The sequence below is a fragment of the Agriterribacter sp. genome, assembly GCF_035445465.1.
GTDB lineage: Bacteria > Bacteroidota > Bacteroidia > Chitinophagales > Chitinophagaceae > Agriterribacter.
Genome location: NZ_DAOMQT010000026.1, coordinates 1 through 18,013 on the forward strand (window position 1 = coordinate 1; position 18,013 = coordinate 18,013).

14 protein-coding genes are annotated in these 18,013 nt (G+C 45.2%); all 14 read left to right on the forward strand.

The window, feature by feature from the left end:
• Positions 1-262 precede the first annotated feature (262 nt).
• On the forward strand, positions 263-2,674 hold the full coding sequence (locus tag PLE34_RS13300) for a TonB-dependent receptor plug domain-containing protein (protein WP_324557738.1): 2,412 nt from the start codon (positions 263-265) through the stop codon (positions 2,672-2,674).
• Between the two features lie 25 nt (positions 2,675-2,699).
• On the forward strand, positions 2,700-3,989 hold the full coding sequence (locus PLE34_RS13305; protein WP_324557740.1) for a RagB/SusD family nutrient uptake outer membrane protein: 1,290 nt from the start codon (positions 2,700-2,702) through the stop codon (positions 3,987-3,989).
• A gap of 39 nt (positions 3,990-4,028) precedes the next feature.
• Positions 4,029-7,097 (forward strand): SusC/RagA family TonB-linked outer membrane protein, encoded by a 3,069-nt coding sequence (locus PLE34_RS13310; RefSeq protein WP_324557741.1) that lies wholly within the window; start codon positions 4,029-4,031, stop codon positions 7,095-7,097.
• Between the two features lie 27 nt (positions 7,098-7,124).
• On the forward strand, positions 7,125-8,654 hold the full coding sequence (locus tag PLE34_RS13315) for a RagB/SusD family nutrient uptake outer membrane protein (RefSeq protein ID WP_324557743.1): 1,530 nt from the start codon (positions 7,125-7,127) through the stop codon (positions 8,652-8,654).
• Positions 8,655-8,665: 11 nt separating this feature from the next.
• On the forward strand, positions 8,666-9,301 hold the full coding sequence (locus tag PLE34_RS13320) for a fasciclin domain-containing protein (protein ID WP_324557744.1): 636 nt from the start codon (positions 8,666-8,668) through the stop codon (positions 9,299-9,301).
• A 9-nt stretch (positions 9,302-9,310) separates the two neighbouring features.
• Complete coding sequence (locus tag PLE34_RS13325) at positions 9,311-10,159, forward strand: DUF5007 domain-containing protein (RefSeq protein WP_324557746.1); 849 nt, start codon at positions 9,311-9,313, stop codon at positions 10,157-10,159.
• A 12-nt stretch (positions 10,160-10,171) separates the two neighbouring features.
• Positions 10,172-11,806, forward strand: coding sequence for a LamG-like jellyroll fold domain-containing protein (locus tag PLE34_RS13330; RefSeq protein WP_324557748.1), 1,635 nt, complete (start codon positions 10,172-10,174; stop codon positions 11,804-11,806).
• 18 nt (positions 11,807-11,824) lie between these two features.
• Positions 11,825-12,298, forward strand: coding sequence for a hypothetical protein (locus tag PLE34_RS13335; RefSeq protein ID WP_324557750.1), 474 nt, complete (start codon positions 11,825-11,827; stop codon positions 12,296-12,298).
• Between the two features lie 20 nt (positions 12,299-12,318).
• The gene (locus tag PLE34_RS13340; RefSeq protein ID WP_324557751.1) at positions 12,319-13,854 is read left to right on the forward strand and encodes an Ig-like domain-containing protein; all 1,536 of its coding nucleotides are present in this window, start codon (positions 12,319-12,321) and stop codon (positions 13,852-13,854) included.
• Between the two features lie 177 nt (positions 13,855-14,031).
• Positions 14,032-14,625 carry a Uma2 family endonuclease gene (locus PLE34_RS13345; RefSeq protein WP_324557753.1) on the forward strand — a complete coding sequence of 198 codons (594 nt, stop codon included), beginning with the start codon at positions 14,032-14,034 and terminating at the stop codon, positions 14,623-14,625.
• An 82-nt stretch (positions 14,626-14,707) separates the two neighbouring features.
• Positions 14,708-15,589 carry a carbohydrate kinase family protein gene (locus PLE34_RS13350; RefSeq protein WP_324557755.1) on the forward strand — a complete coding sequence of 294 codons (882 nt, stop codon included), beginning with the start codon at positions 14,708-14,710 and terminating at the stop codon, positions 15,587-15,589.
• A gap of 190 nt (positions 15,590-15,779) precedes the next feature.
• Entirely contained in the window at positions 15,780-17,012 is a 1,233-nt protein-coding gene (locus PLE34_RS13355) for an NAD(P)/FAD-dependent oxidoreductase (protein ID WP_324557756.1), read from the forward strand.
• Positions 17,013-17,042: 30 nt separating this feature from the next.
• Positions 17,043-17,579 carry a metallophosphoesterase family protein gene (locus tag PLE34_RS13360; protein ID WP_324557758.1) on the forward strand — a complete coding sequence of 179 codons (537 nt, stop codon included), beginning with the start codon at positions 17,043-17,045 and terminating at the stop codon, positions 17,577-17,579.
• Positions 17,567-17,998: a metallophosphoesterase family protein gene (locus tag PLE34_RS13365; RefSeq protein ID WP_324557759.1), complete on the forward strand. Its 432-nt coding sequence runs from the start codon at positions 17,567-17,569 to the stop codon at positions 17,996-17,998. The genes PLE34_RS13360 and PLE34_RS13365 overlap by 13 nt, the downstream gene beginning before the upstream one ends.
• Positions 17,999-18,013: the final 15 nt, after the last annotated feature.

The following is an 18,013-nucleotide window of genomic DNA, read 5'->3' on the forward strand; positions in this document are numbered from 1 at the left end:
TTTACAAAAGCTTAATCTAAACGACATATAGCCTTAATAAACCGTGTTTAATATTGTTAAACAATTAAATGGTGGAAGATTTTACCAGCTAACCAAAATTGTGGATAACTTTTTTGTTATAAAATTGTTAGTGATTATAAACTTTTGTTTAATTTAACTAAATAATTGCAGGGTTTGTGGTTAAATGTTCGGTTAGTGGTTTGCAGCTTGCTTTTGGAGAAATACCAATAACTATAATAAATAGAACTAACTAATAAAAATTATGAGACTGATCCCTAAACCGGGTGGAAAAGTCCTGCTTTTCCTTCTTATATCTATTGGTGCAGCAATGAGCGTACTGGCTCAGGATTCTCTGAGAGTAGACAGCATGATCTTATCCAACCGAAGCGGGCTGGAGAACATTTTACAGGGAAACATAGCCGGATTAAGGGTAAAGAACTGGTCGGGTACGCCGGGCGTCCAATCCACGCTTAATCTTCGCGGATTAAGCCTTGATCCAACTGATCAATCCACAATGCCCCTTATCCTTATTAATGGAATCCCTGTCATTGCCAGCCCTTCAAATGTAACAGGTATCAACCCCCTTAGTTATTTTTCGCCCGAACAGGTAGATCGCATCGAAATTATCAAAGATATTGACCGCCTGGCGGCTTATGGAGTGCAGGCGCCTAACGGGGCGCTCAATATTATTATGAAGGAGGGGCAGCCCGGATCTATTCATGTACGCGGTAGCGCATTTGCCGGCGTTAATTTTCTGCAGAATATGGACTACCGGAAGGATGCCTTTTACAACTTTAATACCAGGGGCCGCAGGGAGGTGTATGGCAGCGGAGCAATGATTCACGAACAAAATGTGATGGTTGATGGCGCCGGTACTTACGGCTCATACCTGTTTGGGTTAACGAATCACGGAGATAAAGGCATCATAAAAAATACAGGATTTGGCCGCCAATCTTTGTTTCTGAATGCCACATATAATATTACCGAACGGTTATCAGCACATTTCTATAATAACCTGGCGCTCGCAAACCGGAACGGGCGCTATGCCGGAGAGTATAGCCGGGATATTACCCTTCCGGTTATTGCCGATGAAAGTTTCTTTATGGACAAGAACCGGAATATCGGGCTTGTTTCATCCATGGGTCTTACCTACCAGCTCGGATCCGGCTTCAAAATCAGCTCTGTTGCCGGCTTGTCTTATGAAGGTGCAAGCCGCGATGTATATATTCCTTCAGACGTGCTGGACGGAAATATTTATGCATCAAGTGCAGCCTATAAAAGACAACTGATTACAGTAAATACCTCCTTAAATTATTTGCGTGATTTTTCAGACGCATTGCAATTAGATATGACGCTTGGCAATGAGCTTAGAAATACAGATGACAGGCTGACCTCGGTGAGTGGGCAACGCAGTATGGAAAACGGAGGATCGAACTATGTAAAAGTGGTTACAGGGTATAATGCTAATCAAACTGATGCTTTATCAGATCATGAAAAGGAAAAGCTGCTATCTTTTTACGGCATCTGGAAATGGAAGTATAAGAAAGATCTTGGGGTAAATATGGTGCTTCGCGCAGATGGAAGTTCATTGTACAAAAATAAATGGGCGTTTTACCCGGCATTAGGTGTTCATTATGAGCTGAAAAACAGCCTGAAAATACCGGTAACAGTTAATGCTTCCATCGGAAGAACGGGTGTGTTAAGCAGACCGGAAGTTTACCGCGGGGTATTAGACGCTTATGGAGATTATTATGGTGGGAATTACCTGGGTGTAGGACAGCTTTATCCTGCCTTTGGCGGTGCAAAAAGCATTGGCGTTACCCAGATAGATGCAGGATTGTCTTTTGCTATTCTTCCCTCGCTGAATCTTTCTGTTGATTACTTCAATAAAACGTACAGGAATTTCACCTATCAAAGATTCCTGCCCAATATTAGCGGCATTGGCTACGAATATGAAACCGGAGGAGCACTTGGGCTGTCGGGGGTTGAAATAAGCCTCGATGCAACCTGGGTTCAAACAAAACACTTTACCTGGACAGGTAACCTGAATATGGCGCTCTACAAAAATAAAGTGAAGGAACTGCCTGATGATGTTGAAAATACCAGCCTTGCATACCTCGGTTCGCTTTCAAAAGGAACGGCTGTAACATCGCTAATTGCCTGGGAAGGCAAGCAGCCAAAAGTTATAGGGAACAGTGAGCCTAAGGCTTTTGGAGGTTTGAGTAACACCTTTAGATACAGGAATATTTCTGCCAGCATAATCCTGACCTATGCCTGGGGAGCGAATATTGTAGCGGAGTCTTTCAGCAGCAGGTATTATGCAGACAGGGTAGGAAATGATTTCCCGCTTAAGAGTGCAGAAACCCCTTATTACCTGGTAAGTGCCGATGCCGATGGTCGCACCGTTTACCAGGGTATCAGAACCGTTGAAGATGGAAGTTTTCTCCGGCTGAGCCGGGCCAGTGTTTCCTGGCATTTGAATTCGGTATTCAAAAAACTGGCGCAGCTGAGCGATATAGAAGTGTTTGCTCGTGGCGACAACCTGCTCACGCTTTCCAAATACAGCGGCATTAACCCGGAGGAAAATATTACGGGTGTGCGCAGGTATGATCTGAGTTATACGGGAACACCCTTGCCTTCTTCGGTTGCGCTGGGATTAAAACTGGTTTTTTAGAATGATGATGCAAAAAATGAACAACATGAAATTTCCGAAGTTCATACTACTCGTAGCAATGACCCTCCTTTTTTCGTGCAGCAAAACCCTGACGATTGAACCGGAAAACAGAACGGTTCCGGAGGGATATTATAATTCGGCTCAACGGATCCAGCAGGCAGTTATCGGGGGATATGTAGATCTCAGGAGGGCGCTGCTGACCAATTATGCGTGGATGATGTATGGTGAGGCGCGTGTTGGGGATCTGAATGTTGTTGTTCCTTACCAGGAAATGGTGGCAAGCCAGGAACTGATGGCAGACAACCGTTACCTGGCAGAGCTTTCCGACTGGGGATATTTTTATGATGTTATCAGGGATGCCAATGATATACTGGATATTGTAGCCCAGGCAGATGATGAGGCCCTGAGTACTTATCAGGGTAATCTGTTCAAAGGCGAAGCGCTGGCGCTCAAGTCAATGGCATATTTCTATCTTGCCCGCATCTGGGGAGCCATCCCGTCTGCTGAAAAAAATGACTTTGGAAAGCGACTGAGCAGCGAAGAAGCGGTAACGCAGGCCGCTTTATGGGCAGCCGAGGCCAAAGAGCTGGTACCCTGGATACTGACCAATGATGATGGTATTGAAAGTGTTGCTTTAACGGCAGTAAGGTTTAACAAAACAGCCGTTACCTCACTTCTTGCCCAGGAACAACTGTGGCTGGGTAAGGGACAAGATGCTTACGACCTGCTGAGCAATGCGTTTACAGCGGGTACTGCTGATAGCCTGTCTGGTTTTGGTTTATCCAACGGAGAAGACAGGCGTACCGATATTCCCGCGGCCCCGCTGAACGGCAGTGTTGTGCGTATGTCTTTAGACAGGCTGAATGCAATTTATCCAACAGGGGATGCACGCCGTGCAAGTATGTTTAATATCTCAACAAGTGAAAATATAGCTACGCTGATCATCAAAGACGCCAGTGTGTTAGAGTTGTTGCCGCAACGTGAAATAAACCTGCTTTTTGCAGAGGCTGCCTGGCGGTCGCAACGGCTGGAGGAGGCTAAAGAATACCTCAGCAGTGCTGCAACGGGTGCAACAGAAGATTATGCTGCTTTAACAGAAGATACATTCGGGGCTGCGCTCCTGCTTGAACGGCAACGTATGCTGGTAGGTACAGGGCAGCGTGTTTTTGACCTGATAAGATTTGGTGAAGTGAGTTCATATATACCCGGGTTTACTGAAGATGACGTAGAGAAAGGGGCGGCCTATTGGCCGCTTTCAGCAAGCAGTATGAAGGGCAATGCATTGAGCCAGAACAGTTTTTGGTCGAATCCTTAATAGCGTGTATAAAAAGTTGAATCGAAAAAAACAAATATAATGAAGGCATTAATGAGAGGAGCTTGTTTCCTTTTTGCAGTACTGATGATCTCCGTAACCGGAACTGCTCAATCGGTAATGACCGGTAAGGTAAACGATTCGGATGGTAATCCGGTGGCCGGGGCATCTATTAATATAAAAGGGAAAAATACAGGCACTACTACAGATACGACCGGTAGGTTTCGCCTGCGGCTTCAAACCGGAGATACCCTGCTTTGCTCATCTGTTGGTTTTGATTCCCGTCAGATCGTATTCAGAAAAGCCTCCGATCTCACGATCACTCTTAAAGGAGATAGCAAAACGCTGGGCGATGTGGTGGTTACCGGTTATAAAAGCCAGATCAGGCAGGAAATAACAGGCTCTGTTACGATGGTGAAAATGGACAAGATAACAGAAGGCCAGGCAGCAGAATCTTTCGGCTCATTATTACAGGGTAAAGTAGCCGGAGTAAACATCCAGTTGAACTCGGGGGAACCCGGCGCCACGCCTGCTATCATCATCAGGGGGCTGGCTGCGGTAACCCGTGGTGATGCCTCGGCTATTTCCGAGCCGCTGTATGTAATTGACGGGGTTCCCATCATTTCAAAAACGAGCAGTGATTTTGCCATCACCAGCACCAATGTGCTGGCAGACCTCAATCCCAGCGACATTGAAGACCTTGTGGTATTAAAGGATGCATCGGCAGCAGCCATTTACGGCTCAAGAGCTGCCAACGGGGTGATCCTGATTACTACCAAGAAAGGAAAAAGAGGCAAGCCTCAAATCAATCTTAATATTCGCACGGGGGTCAACTTTGTTCCGCAATTACAGGATGTGGCCGGTGGGGCCAAAGAACGGGAACAGGTGCAACGTCTTTATGATCTTTATGCTCCGTACGGCGTGTATATGCCTGCTATGTACACGGATGTAACCAATCCGTTCTATAATAATTCATCCGACTGGCAGGACTACATGTATAGAACATCACTCACCCAGGACTATAATGGTTCTATCCGGGGAGCAGGCGACTTTGGTCAGTATAGCATCAGCATGGGTTATATGGATAGTAAGGGGATTTTGTTTAATACCGGGTTCAAACGCTATAGTATTATGGCCAATACCAGCTTAAATGCTTTAAAGAATGCTTTGGTCATTAATAATACACTGGCTATTTCCCGAACAGACCAAAATAGAAATCCGGATGCCCTTTCCACCAATAATTCTACCCTGCTGCCGCTTCCCGGTGATCCGCTTGTAAAAGGTGCGGAAGTATTTCAGCCTGGTAATTATTCCAACCTCAATGACCGGATACGTTTCAGCTCCGAGGCTGCATTAAATATTACCAGAAATCTAAGTTATAAGGCCAGCTTAAGTCTTGAATACCTGCGGAGCATGGCGGATTCTTTGGTTGAATCAAGACGAACGCTGCGTGCGTCTAACAAGAGTGGCGCCGGTGAAAACCGAAACGTGCTTTTACAGAATACACTCACCTATACGCCAAAGTTTGGAAACGGGAACAGCTTAAGCGTGCTGCTCGGCCAAAGCATGGAGAAAACAGAGTCAAAAATAACCACGGTGAATAGTGTTAGCGCTGCACCTACCCTGTCGCAAACGGTGAACTGGCCAAAGGGCAACAGCATTGGCTCCAGCAACTATACCGCCAGTAGCATGTTGTCGTATTTCAGTCGTATAGATTATTCCTTTCAGCAAAAGTACCTGCTGGGCGCATCTATACGTACCGACGGATCATCAAAGTTCGGAAAGGCAAACCGCTGGGGAGTATTCCCCTCCATCTCGGCAGGCTGGAATTTTTATAAAGAAGACTTCTTTTCTAATGCAGGCTGGCTAACGAATGGTAAGATACGGGGTAGTTATGGATTGTCCGGAACAACCTGGGATAATAACTATCTCGCACTGGGCATTATGGACGGGGGGTCGTTGGACCAGTATAGTTCCCTGGTACAGATTGCTTACGGCGGCGTAGCCGGTTTTACCCCAACCTGGCTCAATGGCTTTAAGAATGATAACCTTACCTGGGTAAAAACCTCGATGGCCAATATTGGTTTAGACTTAAGTTTGTTTGGGGGAAAGGTAGAGGTTATTGTGGATGCGTATGAAAAATTAACCAAAGGCTTGCTGTTATCAACTTCCCTGCCCACTACTTCGGGGTATAACGAAGTATACCGCAATGCAGCGGATGTGCTTAACCGTGGATTGGAATTTACAGTAAGCACCAACCTGAATTTTGGCAACAGTTTTTCCTGGAATACCAACCTGAACTTTGCTTATAACAAGAACCGGGTGATCAGGCTACCCGATGGCAATGCCGATATTGTTAAAGTAAGCACTTCCGGGCAGGACTTTGGGTCTATTGTACGTACAGGCGCCCCGCTGAACGGGTTTTTCTTCTATGAATCGCAGGGTATTTACCAGGCAGAAAGCCAGATACCGGTAGATCCCAAAACAGGAAAAAAGCTGGTAGGGCTGCAAAACAAGAACCTGCAGGTGGGAGACCGTAACTTCAAAGATCAAAACGGCGATTACCGTATAGATGTTAGAGACCGTGTATATTCCGGGGATCCCAATTCAAAATGGACCGGAGGATGGACGAACGATTTCGTTTATAAAGGATTTAGCCTGAACCTGGTTTCAACTTTTGTTATTGGCAGAAGCATCGTCAATACAGTATTGCTTGAACGGCTCCAGTTGGGTAAGGGTTTTGCCGGTGGCTCCTCTTTACCCAACTTCGATAATTATGCAATCTGGGAACAGAGTGGTGATAATGCCAGGTACCCTACATTAAACCCCTGGGGCGATGCCTCACAAATCATTACATATGATTCGGAGTATATAGAAGACGGCTCTTATTTCAAGATCAAATCAGCGACTTTGTCTTACACTTTTAACAAAAGGATAATACCGCGTCTTCCATTTGAAAGAATGCGGGTGTATTGCACGGCAGACAACCTGGTTACTTTCCAGAAGTATAGCGGGCCGGATGCAGAGCTGGTTACCATTGATGGTTTTGACCTGTCCAAAGGTTACCCGATGCGCAGGATGTTGTTGTTTGGAGTTTCTTTAGCGTTATAATTCATAAAAATGATTAAGTGAATTAATATGAAAAATAAAACAATCCTTGCTGTTTGCTTAGTTGCCATAACCCTTACCGGGGAATCCTGTAAGAAGTGGCTGGATGAGTTGCCCATTAATACGGTAACAGAAGACCAGGCATGGAAGACGGGAAGTGATGCTGAGGGTGCGGTAGCGGCGGCTTTCGCTATTTTCCGCAGGGCGCTGTCGGGGTTAACCAAAGACGACACACCGGCAACTACCCGTTACGGTTCCTGGGGAGATTATTATTTCTGGGGTGATTCCCGTTCCGGAGACTGGATCACTCCCAATAATGATGGAGACTGGCAGGCAGGCTTTCAAAACCATTTGATCCAGCGAACCGAGCTGGAACCAATGACCAATTGGCGGCTTTATTACAGGACTATTGAGCAGTGTAATCTTGTGATGGAGAAAATTCTTGACATCACCACCGGGCTTACTGAAGAAAGGAAAAAGCAATTGATGGCAGAAGCACGTTTTTTAAGAGCAATGTCACACTTTTATGCTGCAAGGATCTGGGGCGATGTTCCTATTAACCTTGAAGCGCGGAATGTTGCGCCGCTGGGCAGGGAACCGCTCAATTCGGTGATGCAGATGGTGGTTGAGGAAGTTAATATGGCTATACCTGACCTGCCCTGGCAATATGAGGGAACAAGAAAAGAATCTATGTCAAGGGGTACCAAAGGTGCAGCCCTGGCACTGAAAGCCCACGCATCTATGTGGTTGAAAGATTACCAGGGTGCTTCGGATGCTATTAAAGAAATCATCAATTCCCATATTTTTAAGCTTGTGCCCATAAGTGAGTTCCGGATTTTATTTGATACCGGCTTGTCGGAAGAGATGATATTCCACATGTATTATGATATAAAGAAAGGGGAATTTGCAGATTACTATGGACACATTATGACCTATTATCTCACCAATCCTTATACAGACAGAGGAAACCTGTCGCTGGCGGTACCCAAATCAAAAATACTGGAGATCTATCCTGATTATGCAAGGGACGGATCCGACAAAAGAGTGCCGGAATTTTTTCAAAGCATAGATTTTTCTGTGAGCAGCAGTGAGCTGAGACCCATATTCCCGGATCCGCTGCAGAACGGGGAAAGAGAAATTATGTTTGCCAAATTCAGGAAGGTAAAAGACCGGAGCTATAACCTGATGGAAGGACCGGTTCCGGTTTTCAGATATGCCGATTTGTTACTTTTAAAAGCTGAGGCCGATGCAAGACTGGGCAATGTGGGTGATGCGCTGGAAAATCTGAATGCAGTTCGTGCCCGCGCAGGTATTCCGCTTTTCACAAGAGACGATCAGCCAACAGTAATTGAAGAAGTGCTGGAAGAAAGGCGGAGAGAGCTGATTGGCGAGTTTCACCGTGTGTATGACCTGGTTCGCCTGGGGCGTCTTCACGAGTTCAATCCTTACATTACAGCGCAGGGAGAAAAGGATGGCGCGGGATTTTTCCCGGTAAGTGATGAGGCTTTTGCAAACAATCCCAATATGGAACAAACTTATTACTGGCAGTTTAATCAATAAAAGGCATGCGAATGAAATTCATTAAAATAATAGGGATAGTAGCTGTTCTCTTTACTTCAGGATGCAGCCGTGATTATTTTGCCGATGGTGGTACTTTGAATATGGAGGAAACAAGTGTATTAGGCGTATCTACAATGGATTACCTGAAAAGCCGCCCTGAAGTGTTTGATACACTAACCGCGCTGATCACGCTGAGCGGGCTGGAACCGGTGGTTAATGCAAGCGGATCAACTTTTCTGGCTCCGCAGAATTATTCCATACGTAATTATTTTAACCTGGTATTTCCGGATCCGGAGAAAAGGCCGGCAACATTTGGCGACATTCCCCAGGATGAGATGGATAAGATCACAGAGATCCTAAAAAATTATATTATTCCCGATCAGGAGATCGTTCGTGCCGGATTAGCTACAACCTATAGTTATGCAACAACTTACGGTGATAAAAAAGCACGCTTTAATCTGGTACAGGGTGATTACTTAGGCAATGTAAATATGGGAGCTAAGTACATTATCTTTTCCCTGAACATGAGTGAACCGGGTCAAAAGGAGCAATATCAGTCTGTACAGATAATATCCTCAGATCTGCGGTCTACCAACGGGATCGTTCAGGTGCTGAATGCTGACACACATATTTTTGGATTTAATTAGGCTATGAAGATGAAATACAACAGAAATATTTGCTGGTTTTTAACGGCAGTTTTTGCGTGCGCAACGCTCCTGATGGGTGGCTGCACCAAAATACCCCAGGAAGGGAGCATCGCCCCGGATATTAATTACAAAAACAGGAAGCAGTATGCTATTTCGGGGTTGGGCCAAAATATTGGCGACTTTAACGCATCAACTTCAACGCTACCCCTGAAGTTCGAAATTGTTAACATCCGGGAGCCCAACGGAAAAACCGTGGCGGCTTTAAATAACGAGTTGCCGGTTATTCGTTATAAAGAAGCGATCGTAGGCAACGAGAGCACGGAAGAGCTTCTTCTGAAGTCAGATACGGTGATGGTTCCGGCCGTGAGCATCAATGAGCATACCGGTAAGCTGGAAATACTGGAAGGAAACCTCATTCCTGCCGGGGAATATCATTTTGACATCCAGGTATCGAACCTGTCGGGAAGCAAGTTGCTGACAGACGCTCTTGTTGTGGAATTTAAAGAGTTTGATGTAACGGAATGGTCATCGGGAATGGCCAAACAACCGGAAATAGAGCGTGTTGGCGATGCGCCCAATCAAATTCGTTTTGTGGGATACTTAGATGATCAACCCCTCTCCGGTGATTTTATAGATTTTACCAAAAACCGTTCTGCAGGATTCAAAGGCACCTTTGTGAATGATACCGATGACGGAGAAATCTGGAGTGTAAAGTTCCCCGTAAAAGAATCGGATACGTATTGCACCTGGAAAATAGTGGAAATGGTAAACGGAGTAGAGGAGGTAAGCTATGAATCATTCAATTTCAAATTTGTTATTGGACTTCCCGGCAGCTATGTGGTTCGATTATATAAATAAAAAAATACGTGAATGAAACACTTTTTTAAATATCTCTGTCTGGCTTCGGCTTTATTAATGATGATGGGTCAGGTTGCTGCACAAAATGAAAAAAGCAAAAAGGTGCTGCTGATAGGTGTTGACGGCATTATTAATACCGCTATAGATTATGCTTCCACACCGGGCATAGACAGGCTCAAGGCAAATGCCTCTTATAGTATGAATGGTTACGGAGGCGTTCCGGCATATTCAAGCTCAGGCTGGTCAACCATGCTCACCGGTGTTTCGGCGGATAAGCATGGTGTAACGGCAAATAAATCTTTTTCGGGAAACAATTTTATGCAATATCCATCCGTGGTAAGCCGTATCAAGTCTGCCATTCCTTCTATCAAGATGGCATCCGTTGTGCGTACTCCGGAAGTCAATACACTCCTGAACCAGTCTGCAGACTATACGTTTCAGTATGCTTCCGATGAAGAAGTGTATAATAAGTCGGTAGAGCTCCTTAATCAAACCGATATGGGAGCGGTATTTGTGCAATTCAGCAGTCCGGCCGAAGTGGGGGAAGATGTAGGATTCCAGCTTCGCCAGGCACAGTACGTGCTGGCTATTCAAAAGATTGATCAATATGTTGCAGGCTTACAGGCAGCTATTCAGTCACGCGCAGGTTATGCTGATGAAGACTGGAATATCTTCCTGGCTTCCACGCATGGAGGAACAGAGTCTGGTATTCCACAGAGCACAACACCGGAAGAGTTTAATGTGCCCGTTATTTTGTCGGGAGCTGAAATGGATAAAAAAGAGCTGATTGGTACAGCTCTGGCTCCCAGGGAAAATTCGGACAATATTTTAACGATCAATAAAGCGTCCTCGGGCGATAAAACATACGTACGTATTCCCGTCAATGGAACAGCTTTACAGGGGATGCGAAAATACACCATTGAGTTTTGGGTGAAAGCTGGTGATAACAGCAGTGATCCTGCTATCATGGGAGATAAGGACTGGGATTCGGGAGGCAATCCCGGTTTTGTAATCTGCAGAAGCGGTTCAACCTGGAAGATCAATTTTGCCAATGATAAACGTACACGTTACGATATCGGTTCAACCAAACCGCTGGAAGATGGTAACTGGCATCACCTGGCTATTACGTTTGATATGACAAAACAATGCAATGTTTATCAGGATGGAGAATTAGTAGCAGCATCGGCGCTGACTTATAAAGATGCAGACAACATGCTCTCGCCTTTTAATTACATCTGCCTGGCACAGGAGGGAACGCAGGGATATGGCGGCGGGGCGCCTAACTGGGCCGGTACTTTCAATGAAGTGAGGATATGGACGGATGTGCTGTCTGCCGGAACGATCCGGGACTATATGTACCTCCGCAATATTGAAAACAGCAGTCATCCTAACAAGGCGTCATTAAACCTTTATCTGAAAATGGATGAGGTAAGAGGTAACATAATAAAAGACTATAGTGGTAAAGGAAATGACGGGGAACTGGTTGGACCTGCCAGCGAGCGCCATCCATACTATCCGATTGGACTTACTGACGTGGCTGTTAATGTGCTGAGCCATTTTGGAATACGTGCAGACGGCAGCTGGGGGCTTGAAGGAAGCGTGTTGAAGTCGAATGTTCCATTCCGTTTGTTTAAAGTGCCCAACTAACAAAAAAATGATATGGTAATGAGATTGAATGTAAAATTTTTTTTAATCCTGCTTATTGCAGGTATTATGGGGATAGCTTCCTGTACAAAGGAAAAGTTGAAACGTGAGGTTCCTGATAAGGAACAGCTTATCTCGGGCCGGTTATCCGGTACCTGGGCAACCCCCGGTAATATTGTTACGCCCGAAAATGTGCCGGCAGAAGTGTTTGGTACGATGCGCCTGGTATTTACTACGGATGAAACCGGTAATCCATCGAAATTCCTGGCTCAGGGCTGCCCGATCATATTTGGTAATGCCGGCGCCGGCACATGGACGGTTGCCGGAACTGACGACAGCGCGAAGGTGAATTTGACAGGTGTTGATCCCGTGGATGAATTTAATGTCAGCGTTACATCATCTACCCTCACGATCTCCTTTTACATGGGATGGGAGAACACCGATACTAAAGCAACAGGAAAAGGGAACTTCCAGGTAACCCTCACCCGTCAATAAAAAAATCAAAAAATAAAGGGATGAAAAAAATTAATAGTAAGCTATTCGTTTTGCCGGTTTCGATGATTATGCTGGGCATAGTGCTGTTCATGTCGTGCAAAGAAAAATTCGACCATACCATTGATTCCACCAATCCGGTAATTGTCAGTTATAACCCTGCATCGGCAGTAGAAGGCATTGCCGTGAGCAGTGATCTGGTATTAACTTTTGACAAAAATATTAAGAAAGGAGTTGGGGATATTGTTATTATCAGTAAGTCAGATACCCAGCATATAGATGTTACCTCGGATGCTGTTGCTGTTGGACAGGACAAGCGGGTGCTGACCATTAACCCACCGGTTGATCTTGAGGCAGACGAAACGTATACCATTACACTGGAAAGAGGAGTTGTTACCGACCTGCTCGGAAACCAGTATATGGGAACGCCGGATGGATTTTCATGGACTTTTAAAACAGTTGGGGCAAGTGGTTTGGCTGTAACTTCCATTAACCCTATTCCGGGCAGCGCGGATGCATCCCTGTTTAAATTCGAACTGACTTTTGCCGTAAATGTAAAGAAGGGTACCGGAAATATTGCCGTGTATAAAACTTCCGGGGATGCAAAGGTAGCCGAAATACCGGTTTCAGGTCAGTCGGTAACAGTAGACGGTAAAAAGGTAACAGTGCGGCTGGGTACACCGCTGGAATTTGCCAGCGAATATTACGTGATAGCAGATGCGGGAACCATTGTGGATGATGCTGGTAAAGCATTCGAAGGATTTTTAACGCCTGCCTCCTGGAGTTTCACAACTACAAGCGGCAGCGGAAACAGCCTGCTTGTTTACCTGCCAATGGACAATGATCTGTATGATGTTAGCGGCAACCGGTTTGATGCCATGCAGGGTGAATTTGCTACGGCCGATGTTACTTTTGTAACCGATCCGCAACGTGGAAGAGTAGCTTTATTTAATGCAGGCTCCTATGCTGTACTTCCAAAACATGATTTATTAAGGCCGGGTCTTTCACAAAACTTCAGTTTTAGTTTCTGGACTAAACTGCCACCGATAGGTTCCGATCCTGTGCTATTCGCCAATTCTGACTGGGATAGTGGCGGTAATCCCGGATTTATTTTCTGTCTTGACGGAGCGCTCAGCTATACAGGGCCAGGGTCATCAGGCAGAGGCTGGTTACTTAAAATTGCTGATGGAGCAGAAGGAGGAAGTACCCGTTTTGACTGGAGGGCAAATGAAGCAACTCCTCAGGCGCCTGCTTTGGCTGATGAACAGTGGCACATGGTAACTGCTGTGGTTGACCAGACCGCCAAGCGGCTGAGGGTCTACCTTGATGGAGTGGAATATCCCAGAGGTACACCTTTTGACCTGAACCTTTTCAAGGCTTCATTGTGGGATAGAACCAATGATTATCCCTTCACAATATGGGAAGATGGCACCGGAAAGTACAATGCAGGAAGTGATACAAGAAAAGCGCTTAGCGGGTTTGTAGATGATCTGAGAGTTTACACTAAAGCATTGAGCGCTGAAGAAGTAAGCGGTATTTATATAGCCGATCAAAAATGATATGAGGGGGTAGCTGTTGCCGGCTGGATATATTGAATATAGTAAAACGAAAGGTTATCGAAATGGTTTCGGTAACCTTTTGTCGTGCCGGAGTCTGCCCGCCGATAAGAAACGCTGAGTAATATCCGGCGAGACAGAAACACTCCCAGGGAGGAAAATTATGAGTATTTTTATAATATGGAATTAAGAGAGCCTGCAGTAGCTTACGGTAAGCAAAAGTTTACTATCGAAGAATACCTGGCGATGGAAGAGGCTGCTGTTGAAAAGCATGAATATTACAGGGGAGAGATATTTGCTATGTCGGGAGCCAAACTGCCTCACAATACCATTTCCGGTAACCTGTTCGCCGAACTGGCTGTTAAACTGAAAGGGAAAAAGTGCAGACCTTATGGTAGCGATCAACGCATACATATTGAATCCAACACACTTTTCACTTACCCGGATATTTCGATTATTTGTGGCGAACCAATAACGCTTAACAATGATGAATGGAATGTTTTAAATCCTGCTGTAATAATAGAAATCCTTTCACCCTCTACTAAAAACTATGACCGTGGCGAAAAATTCATGCTTTACCGTCATATACCCACTTTGCAGGAATATATACTGGTTGATTCGGAAAGTATTCATATTGAGATATTCCGTCTGAACGCAGCTCATCGCTGGGAACTGGAAGAGCATAATTCAATAGAAGACCAGCTTCGTATAAAAGCAATTAATGAAACAATAGCTGTTGCAGATATATATGCCGGCGTGAGGATGGAGGAGTAGTGGATTGTTCCCGCTAACAATGCATGCATGCTGATTTTGCATACTTTATTTCAGTATACAATTTTTTCCCTAATTTACCTCCATGAATAACAACCCTTACACCGCTGTATGTTTTGGAGAAATTTTATGGGATATTCTTCCGGATGCCAGGCTGCCGGGTGGCGCTCCAATGAATGTAGCTTATCACCTTAACCAGTTGCAGGTGCCCACAGCTATGATCAGCAGAATTGGAAATGATCCCCTGGGGGAAGAGCTCCTGCAATTTATTTCGTCAAAAGGGGTGGATACATCCTTTATACAAAATGATGAAATATACGATACGGGAACGGTGCTCGCTACCCTGAACGGTAATAATGCGAGCTATGAGATCATTCAGCCGGTGGCCTGGGATTTCATCCAGTACAGCATGCAGGTACAAAAGCTGGTGTCGTTGGCGCAGTATTTTATTTTTGGCAGCCTCGTGGCCAGAAATGAAAAATCGGCACAAACCCTTTTTGAACTATTGGAAACCGCTCCATATAAAATTTTAGATATCAACCTGCGCAAACCGCATTACGAAAAAAAAGTGCTGGAATACCTCATGCAGCATGCCGACATGCTGAAGTTAAATACAGATGAGTTACAATTGCTGGGCGCCTGGTACGAGCTTTCAGGTAGTGAAAATGAGCAGATGCAGGCTTTGCAGCAAAAATTTCATTTAAATACGATCATTACCACCCGGGGTGACAAAGGAGCATCCATTTTACATGACGGAACCTATTTTGAGCATCCCGGTTTTAAAGTGCAGGTAGCCGATACCATTGGAAGCGGCGATGCTTTTTTAGCGGGATTCCTTTCCCGTTTCATTCTCCGGGCTGGTATACCGGAGGCGCTGGAATTTGCCTGCAAAATGGGCGCATTTGTGGCCGGCCGGCATGGAGCCTGTCCGCATTATAACGCTGCGGATGTGGGATTGCTGGCATAATTCTTATGGTATTACGTTCCTGTTCCAAAATCCCGGATCAATTTATTTTTGTATTTATAGCTCAGAATACTTGTTTGCCTGTTACAGTTTTATTATTTTAGTATTTATAAACAAAGGATACATTAGATAAACATGTATTGCTTTTCATGCCCGCAATACATAATGTGGCTCAAACAATAAAAAAATATACGTGCCGGCAATATTAAAAAAAGCAGATGTGTTGGTAATAGGAGGCGGCATATTTGGATGCGCCATTGCCTATTACTATACACGTAATCATCCCGGGAAAAAGATTATTGTACTTGAACGTAACGAAATATGTAACGCGGCTACCAGCAGGGCTGCCGCACTAATGACGATCGTAAGGCCAAAACAGGCTTATATACCGCTTACCCTCGAAACATACCAGGCGGTAGTGCAGATGGAAAAGCAGCTTGGGGAATCACTTAACATGAAGAAGGCAGGAATGATGCATGTTGCAGCAAGCGATGCCACGGTGAAGGATCTGGAGCAGCTAATGGATATTGCGCAAAAGTTCAATCAACCATACAGCTACCTCAGTAATAATGAGGCGCAACGCATGTGTCCCTGGCTCAATACAAACGAAGCCCTGCGCATCGGTTTCGTACCCGGCGAAGCTTACTGTGATCCCTACCTGCTGGGAACTTTTTTTGCACGGTGCGCAAAACAGCAGGGAGCTGAAATTCTCCAGGGTTGTGCGGTTACCGGAGTAATATTTGAAGAAGGCTCCGTAACGGGAGTAAACACCTCCCTCGGAACAATTGAAGCGGATGTGGTAATAGATGCTGCGGGAGCATGGGCGCCTATATGGGCCATGCACACCGGAACAGGAATTCCCATGGCTCCCGTAAGAAGCCAGTACTGGATTACAGATAAGGCTGCTATTTTTCCTGAACATGCACCTATGGTATTGTTGCCCGATGCACAGGCCTACGCGCGGCCGGAAGGAGGTGCGTTATTGTTTGGGGTACGTGAGCAAAAATTATTATACGCCTCACCAGACAAAATACCTGACGATATCAGTCATTTCGTTTTCAGTGAGGACAAGGGGATGAATGACCTTGCAGAAAATGGTGGGAGGCTCGCAAGATTTTTTCCTGCTTTTTACGAAACCGGTATTAAGTATTATGTAGCCGGGTTTTCGGGTTATACGCCGGATGGTCAACTGGTAATGGGTAAAGTGCCGGGTGTTGATAATTTCCTGCTGGCATCAGGTTGCTGTGGAGCGGGTATTGCCGTAAGCGGTGGCGTTGGACTGGCGCTTGCAGCATTGGCTGCAGGAAACAATTCACCCTTTGATCTTTCCGAATTTAGCGCGGTGAGGTTCGGCAATATTGACCCATTCAGTACAGCATGGCTGGAGAAATGTGCCATGGCCCGATCCCTGAAACGCAGCGGATAAAAAATAATATAGCAATATAATGTAAGCAGTATGTGGCAACGTCGCAATTTCATAAAAACACTGGCAGCAGCCGGCACGGGCAACCTGTTGCATTCGCGTGTATTTGCGCTTCCCGCAAACAGCAGTAACAATAGAAAGGCAGTGAGCTTTGGTATTATATCGGATCTGCACCACCTGCAATTTAAGAATAAGGAAGAGCCGAGGATGAAAGCGTTTATGGATGAGGTACTGAAAGTATCGCCGGATTTTATAGTGCAATGCGGTGATTTCTGCAGGCCGCAGCAGTCTGAAGGTATTATGGCAGAATGGAACAGGTTCAAAGGTCCAAAATACCATGTGCTGGGTAACCATGATATGGATGTATGTAATAAGGGAACCATCATGGCACTATGGGGCATGACTCAACCCTATTATTCCTATGATTTTGGCGGCTATCATTTTGTAGTAATGGACAGGAATTTTTTAAAGAAAGAAGATAATTCCCTGGTACATTATGATAACTCCAACTGGGGCCCTTTTTCATCGCCCTTCCGGAGCTTACCGATCATCTGCAATTGGAGTGGTTAAAAAAGGATCTGTTTGCCAACGATAAACCCGTGATCGTTTTTATGCACCAGCCGGTTTTTCTTAGTGATTATGCTGATGAACTGGGAAACGCGGATGAGATACTGGATATTTTCGACAATGTAAACTTTGCTGCGCAAACCAGTCAGCACAATGGAAAGGTGGTTGCCGTATTTATGGGGCATGATCACGACGACCGGTACGGCATTCGTAATAATGTTCACTATTTTATGATCAACAGCGCCACCTATGTATATTATGAGGGCCCTCATTATTTCAAAGATTCTATTTTTGCGTTTGTAACACTAAGCAGCGGAAAACTCACTATACAGGGCCGCAGAACCATTTACAGAGATCCTGTTCCGGAGCAGATAAGAAAACGATTTCCTACCACCATCAGCGATAGAAAACTATGGCTGTAACTTTTTACATAAAAA

Excerpts from the sequence above, each read along its gene's own strand:
- PLE34_RS13325 (WP_324557746.1), top strand. The coding sequence starts at position 9,311 with ATGAAATACAACAGAAATATTTGCTGGTTTTTAACGGCAGTTTTTGCG.
- PLE34_RS13300 (WP_324557738.1), top strand. The coding sequence starts at position 263 with ATGAGACTGATCCCTAAACCGGGTGGAAAAGTCCTGCTTTTCCTTCTT.
- PLE34_RS13310 (WP_324557741.1), top strand. The coding sequence starts at position 4,029 with ATGAAGGCATTAATGAGAGGAGCTTGTTTCCTTTTTGCAGTACTGATG.
- PLE34_RS13350 (WP_324557755.1), top strand. The coding sequence starts at position 14,708 with ATGAATAACAACCCTTACACCGCTGTATGTTTTGGAGAAATTTTATGG.
- PLE34_RS13305 (WP_324557740.1), top strand. The coding sequence starts at position 2,700 with ATGAAATTTCCGAAGTTCATACTACTCGTAGCAATGACCCTCCTTTTT.
- PLE34_RS13315 (WP_324557743.1), top strand. The coding sequence starts at position 7,125 with ATGAAAAATAAAACAATCCTTGCTGTTTGCTTAGTTGCCATAACCCTT.
- PLE34_RS13320 (WP_324557744.1), top strand. The coding sequence starts at position 8,666 with ATGAAATTCATTAAAATAATAGGGATAGTAGCTGTTCTCTTTACTTCA.
- PLE34_RS13345 (WP_324557753.1), top strand. The coding sequence starts at position 14,032 with ATGGAATTAAGAGAGCCTGCAGTAGCTTACGGTAAGCAAAAGTTTACT.
- PLE34_RS13335 (WP_324557750.1), top strand. The coding sequence starts at position 11,825 with ATGAGATTGAATGTAAAATTTTTTTTAATCCTGCTTATTGCAGGTATT.
- PLE34_RS13330 (WP_324557748.1), top strand. The coding sequence starts at position 10,172 with ATGAAACACTTTTTTAAATATCTCTGTCTGGCTTCGGCTTTATTAATG.
- PLE34_RS13340 (WP_324557751.1), top strand. The coding sequence starts at position 12,319 with ATGAAAAAAATTAATAGTAAGCTATTCGTTTTGCCGGTTTCGATGATT.
- PLE34_RS13360 (WP_324557758.1), top strand. The coding sequence starts at position 17,043 with ATGTGGCAACGTCGCAATTTCATAAAAACACTGGCAGCAGCCGGCACG.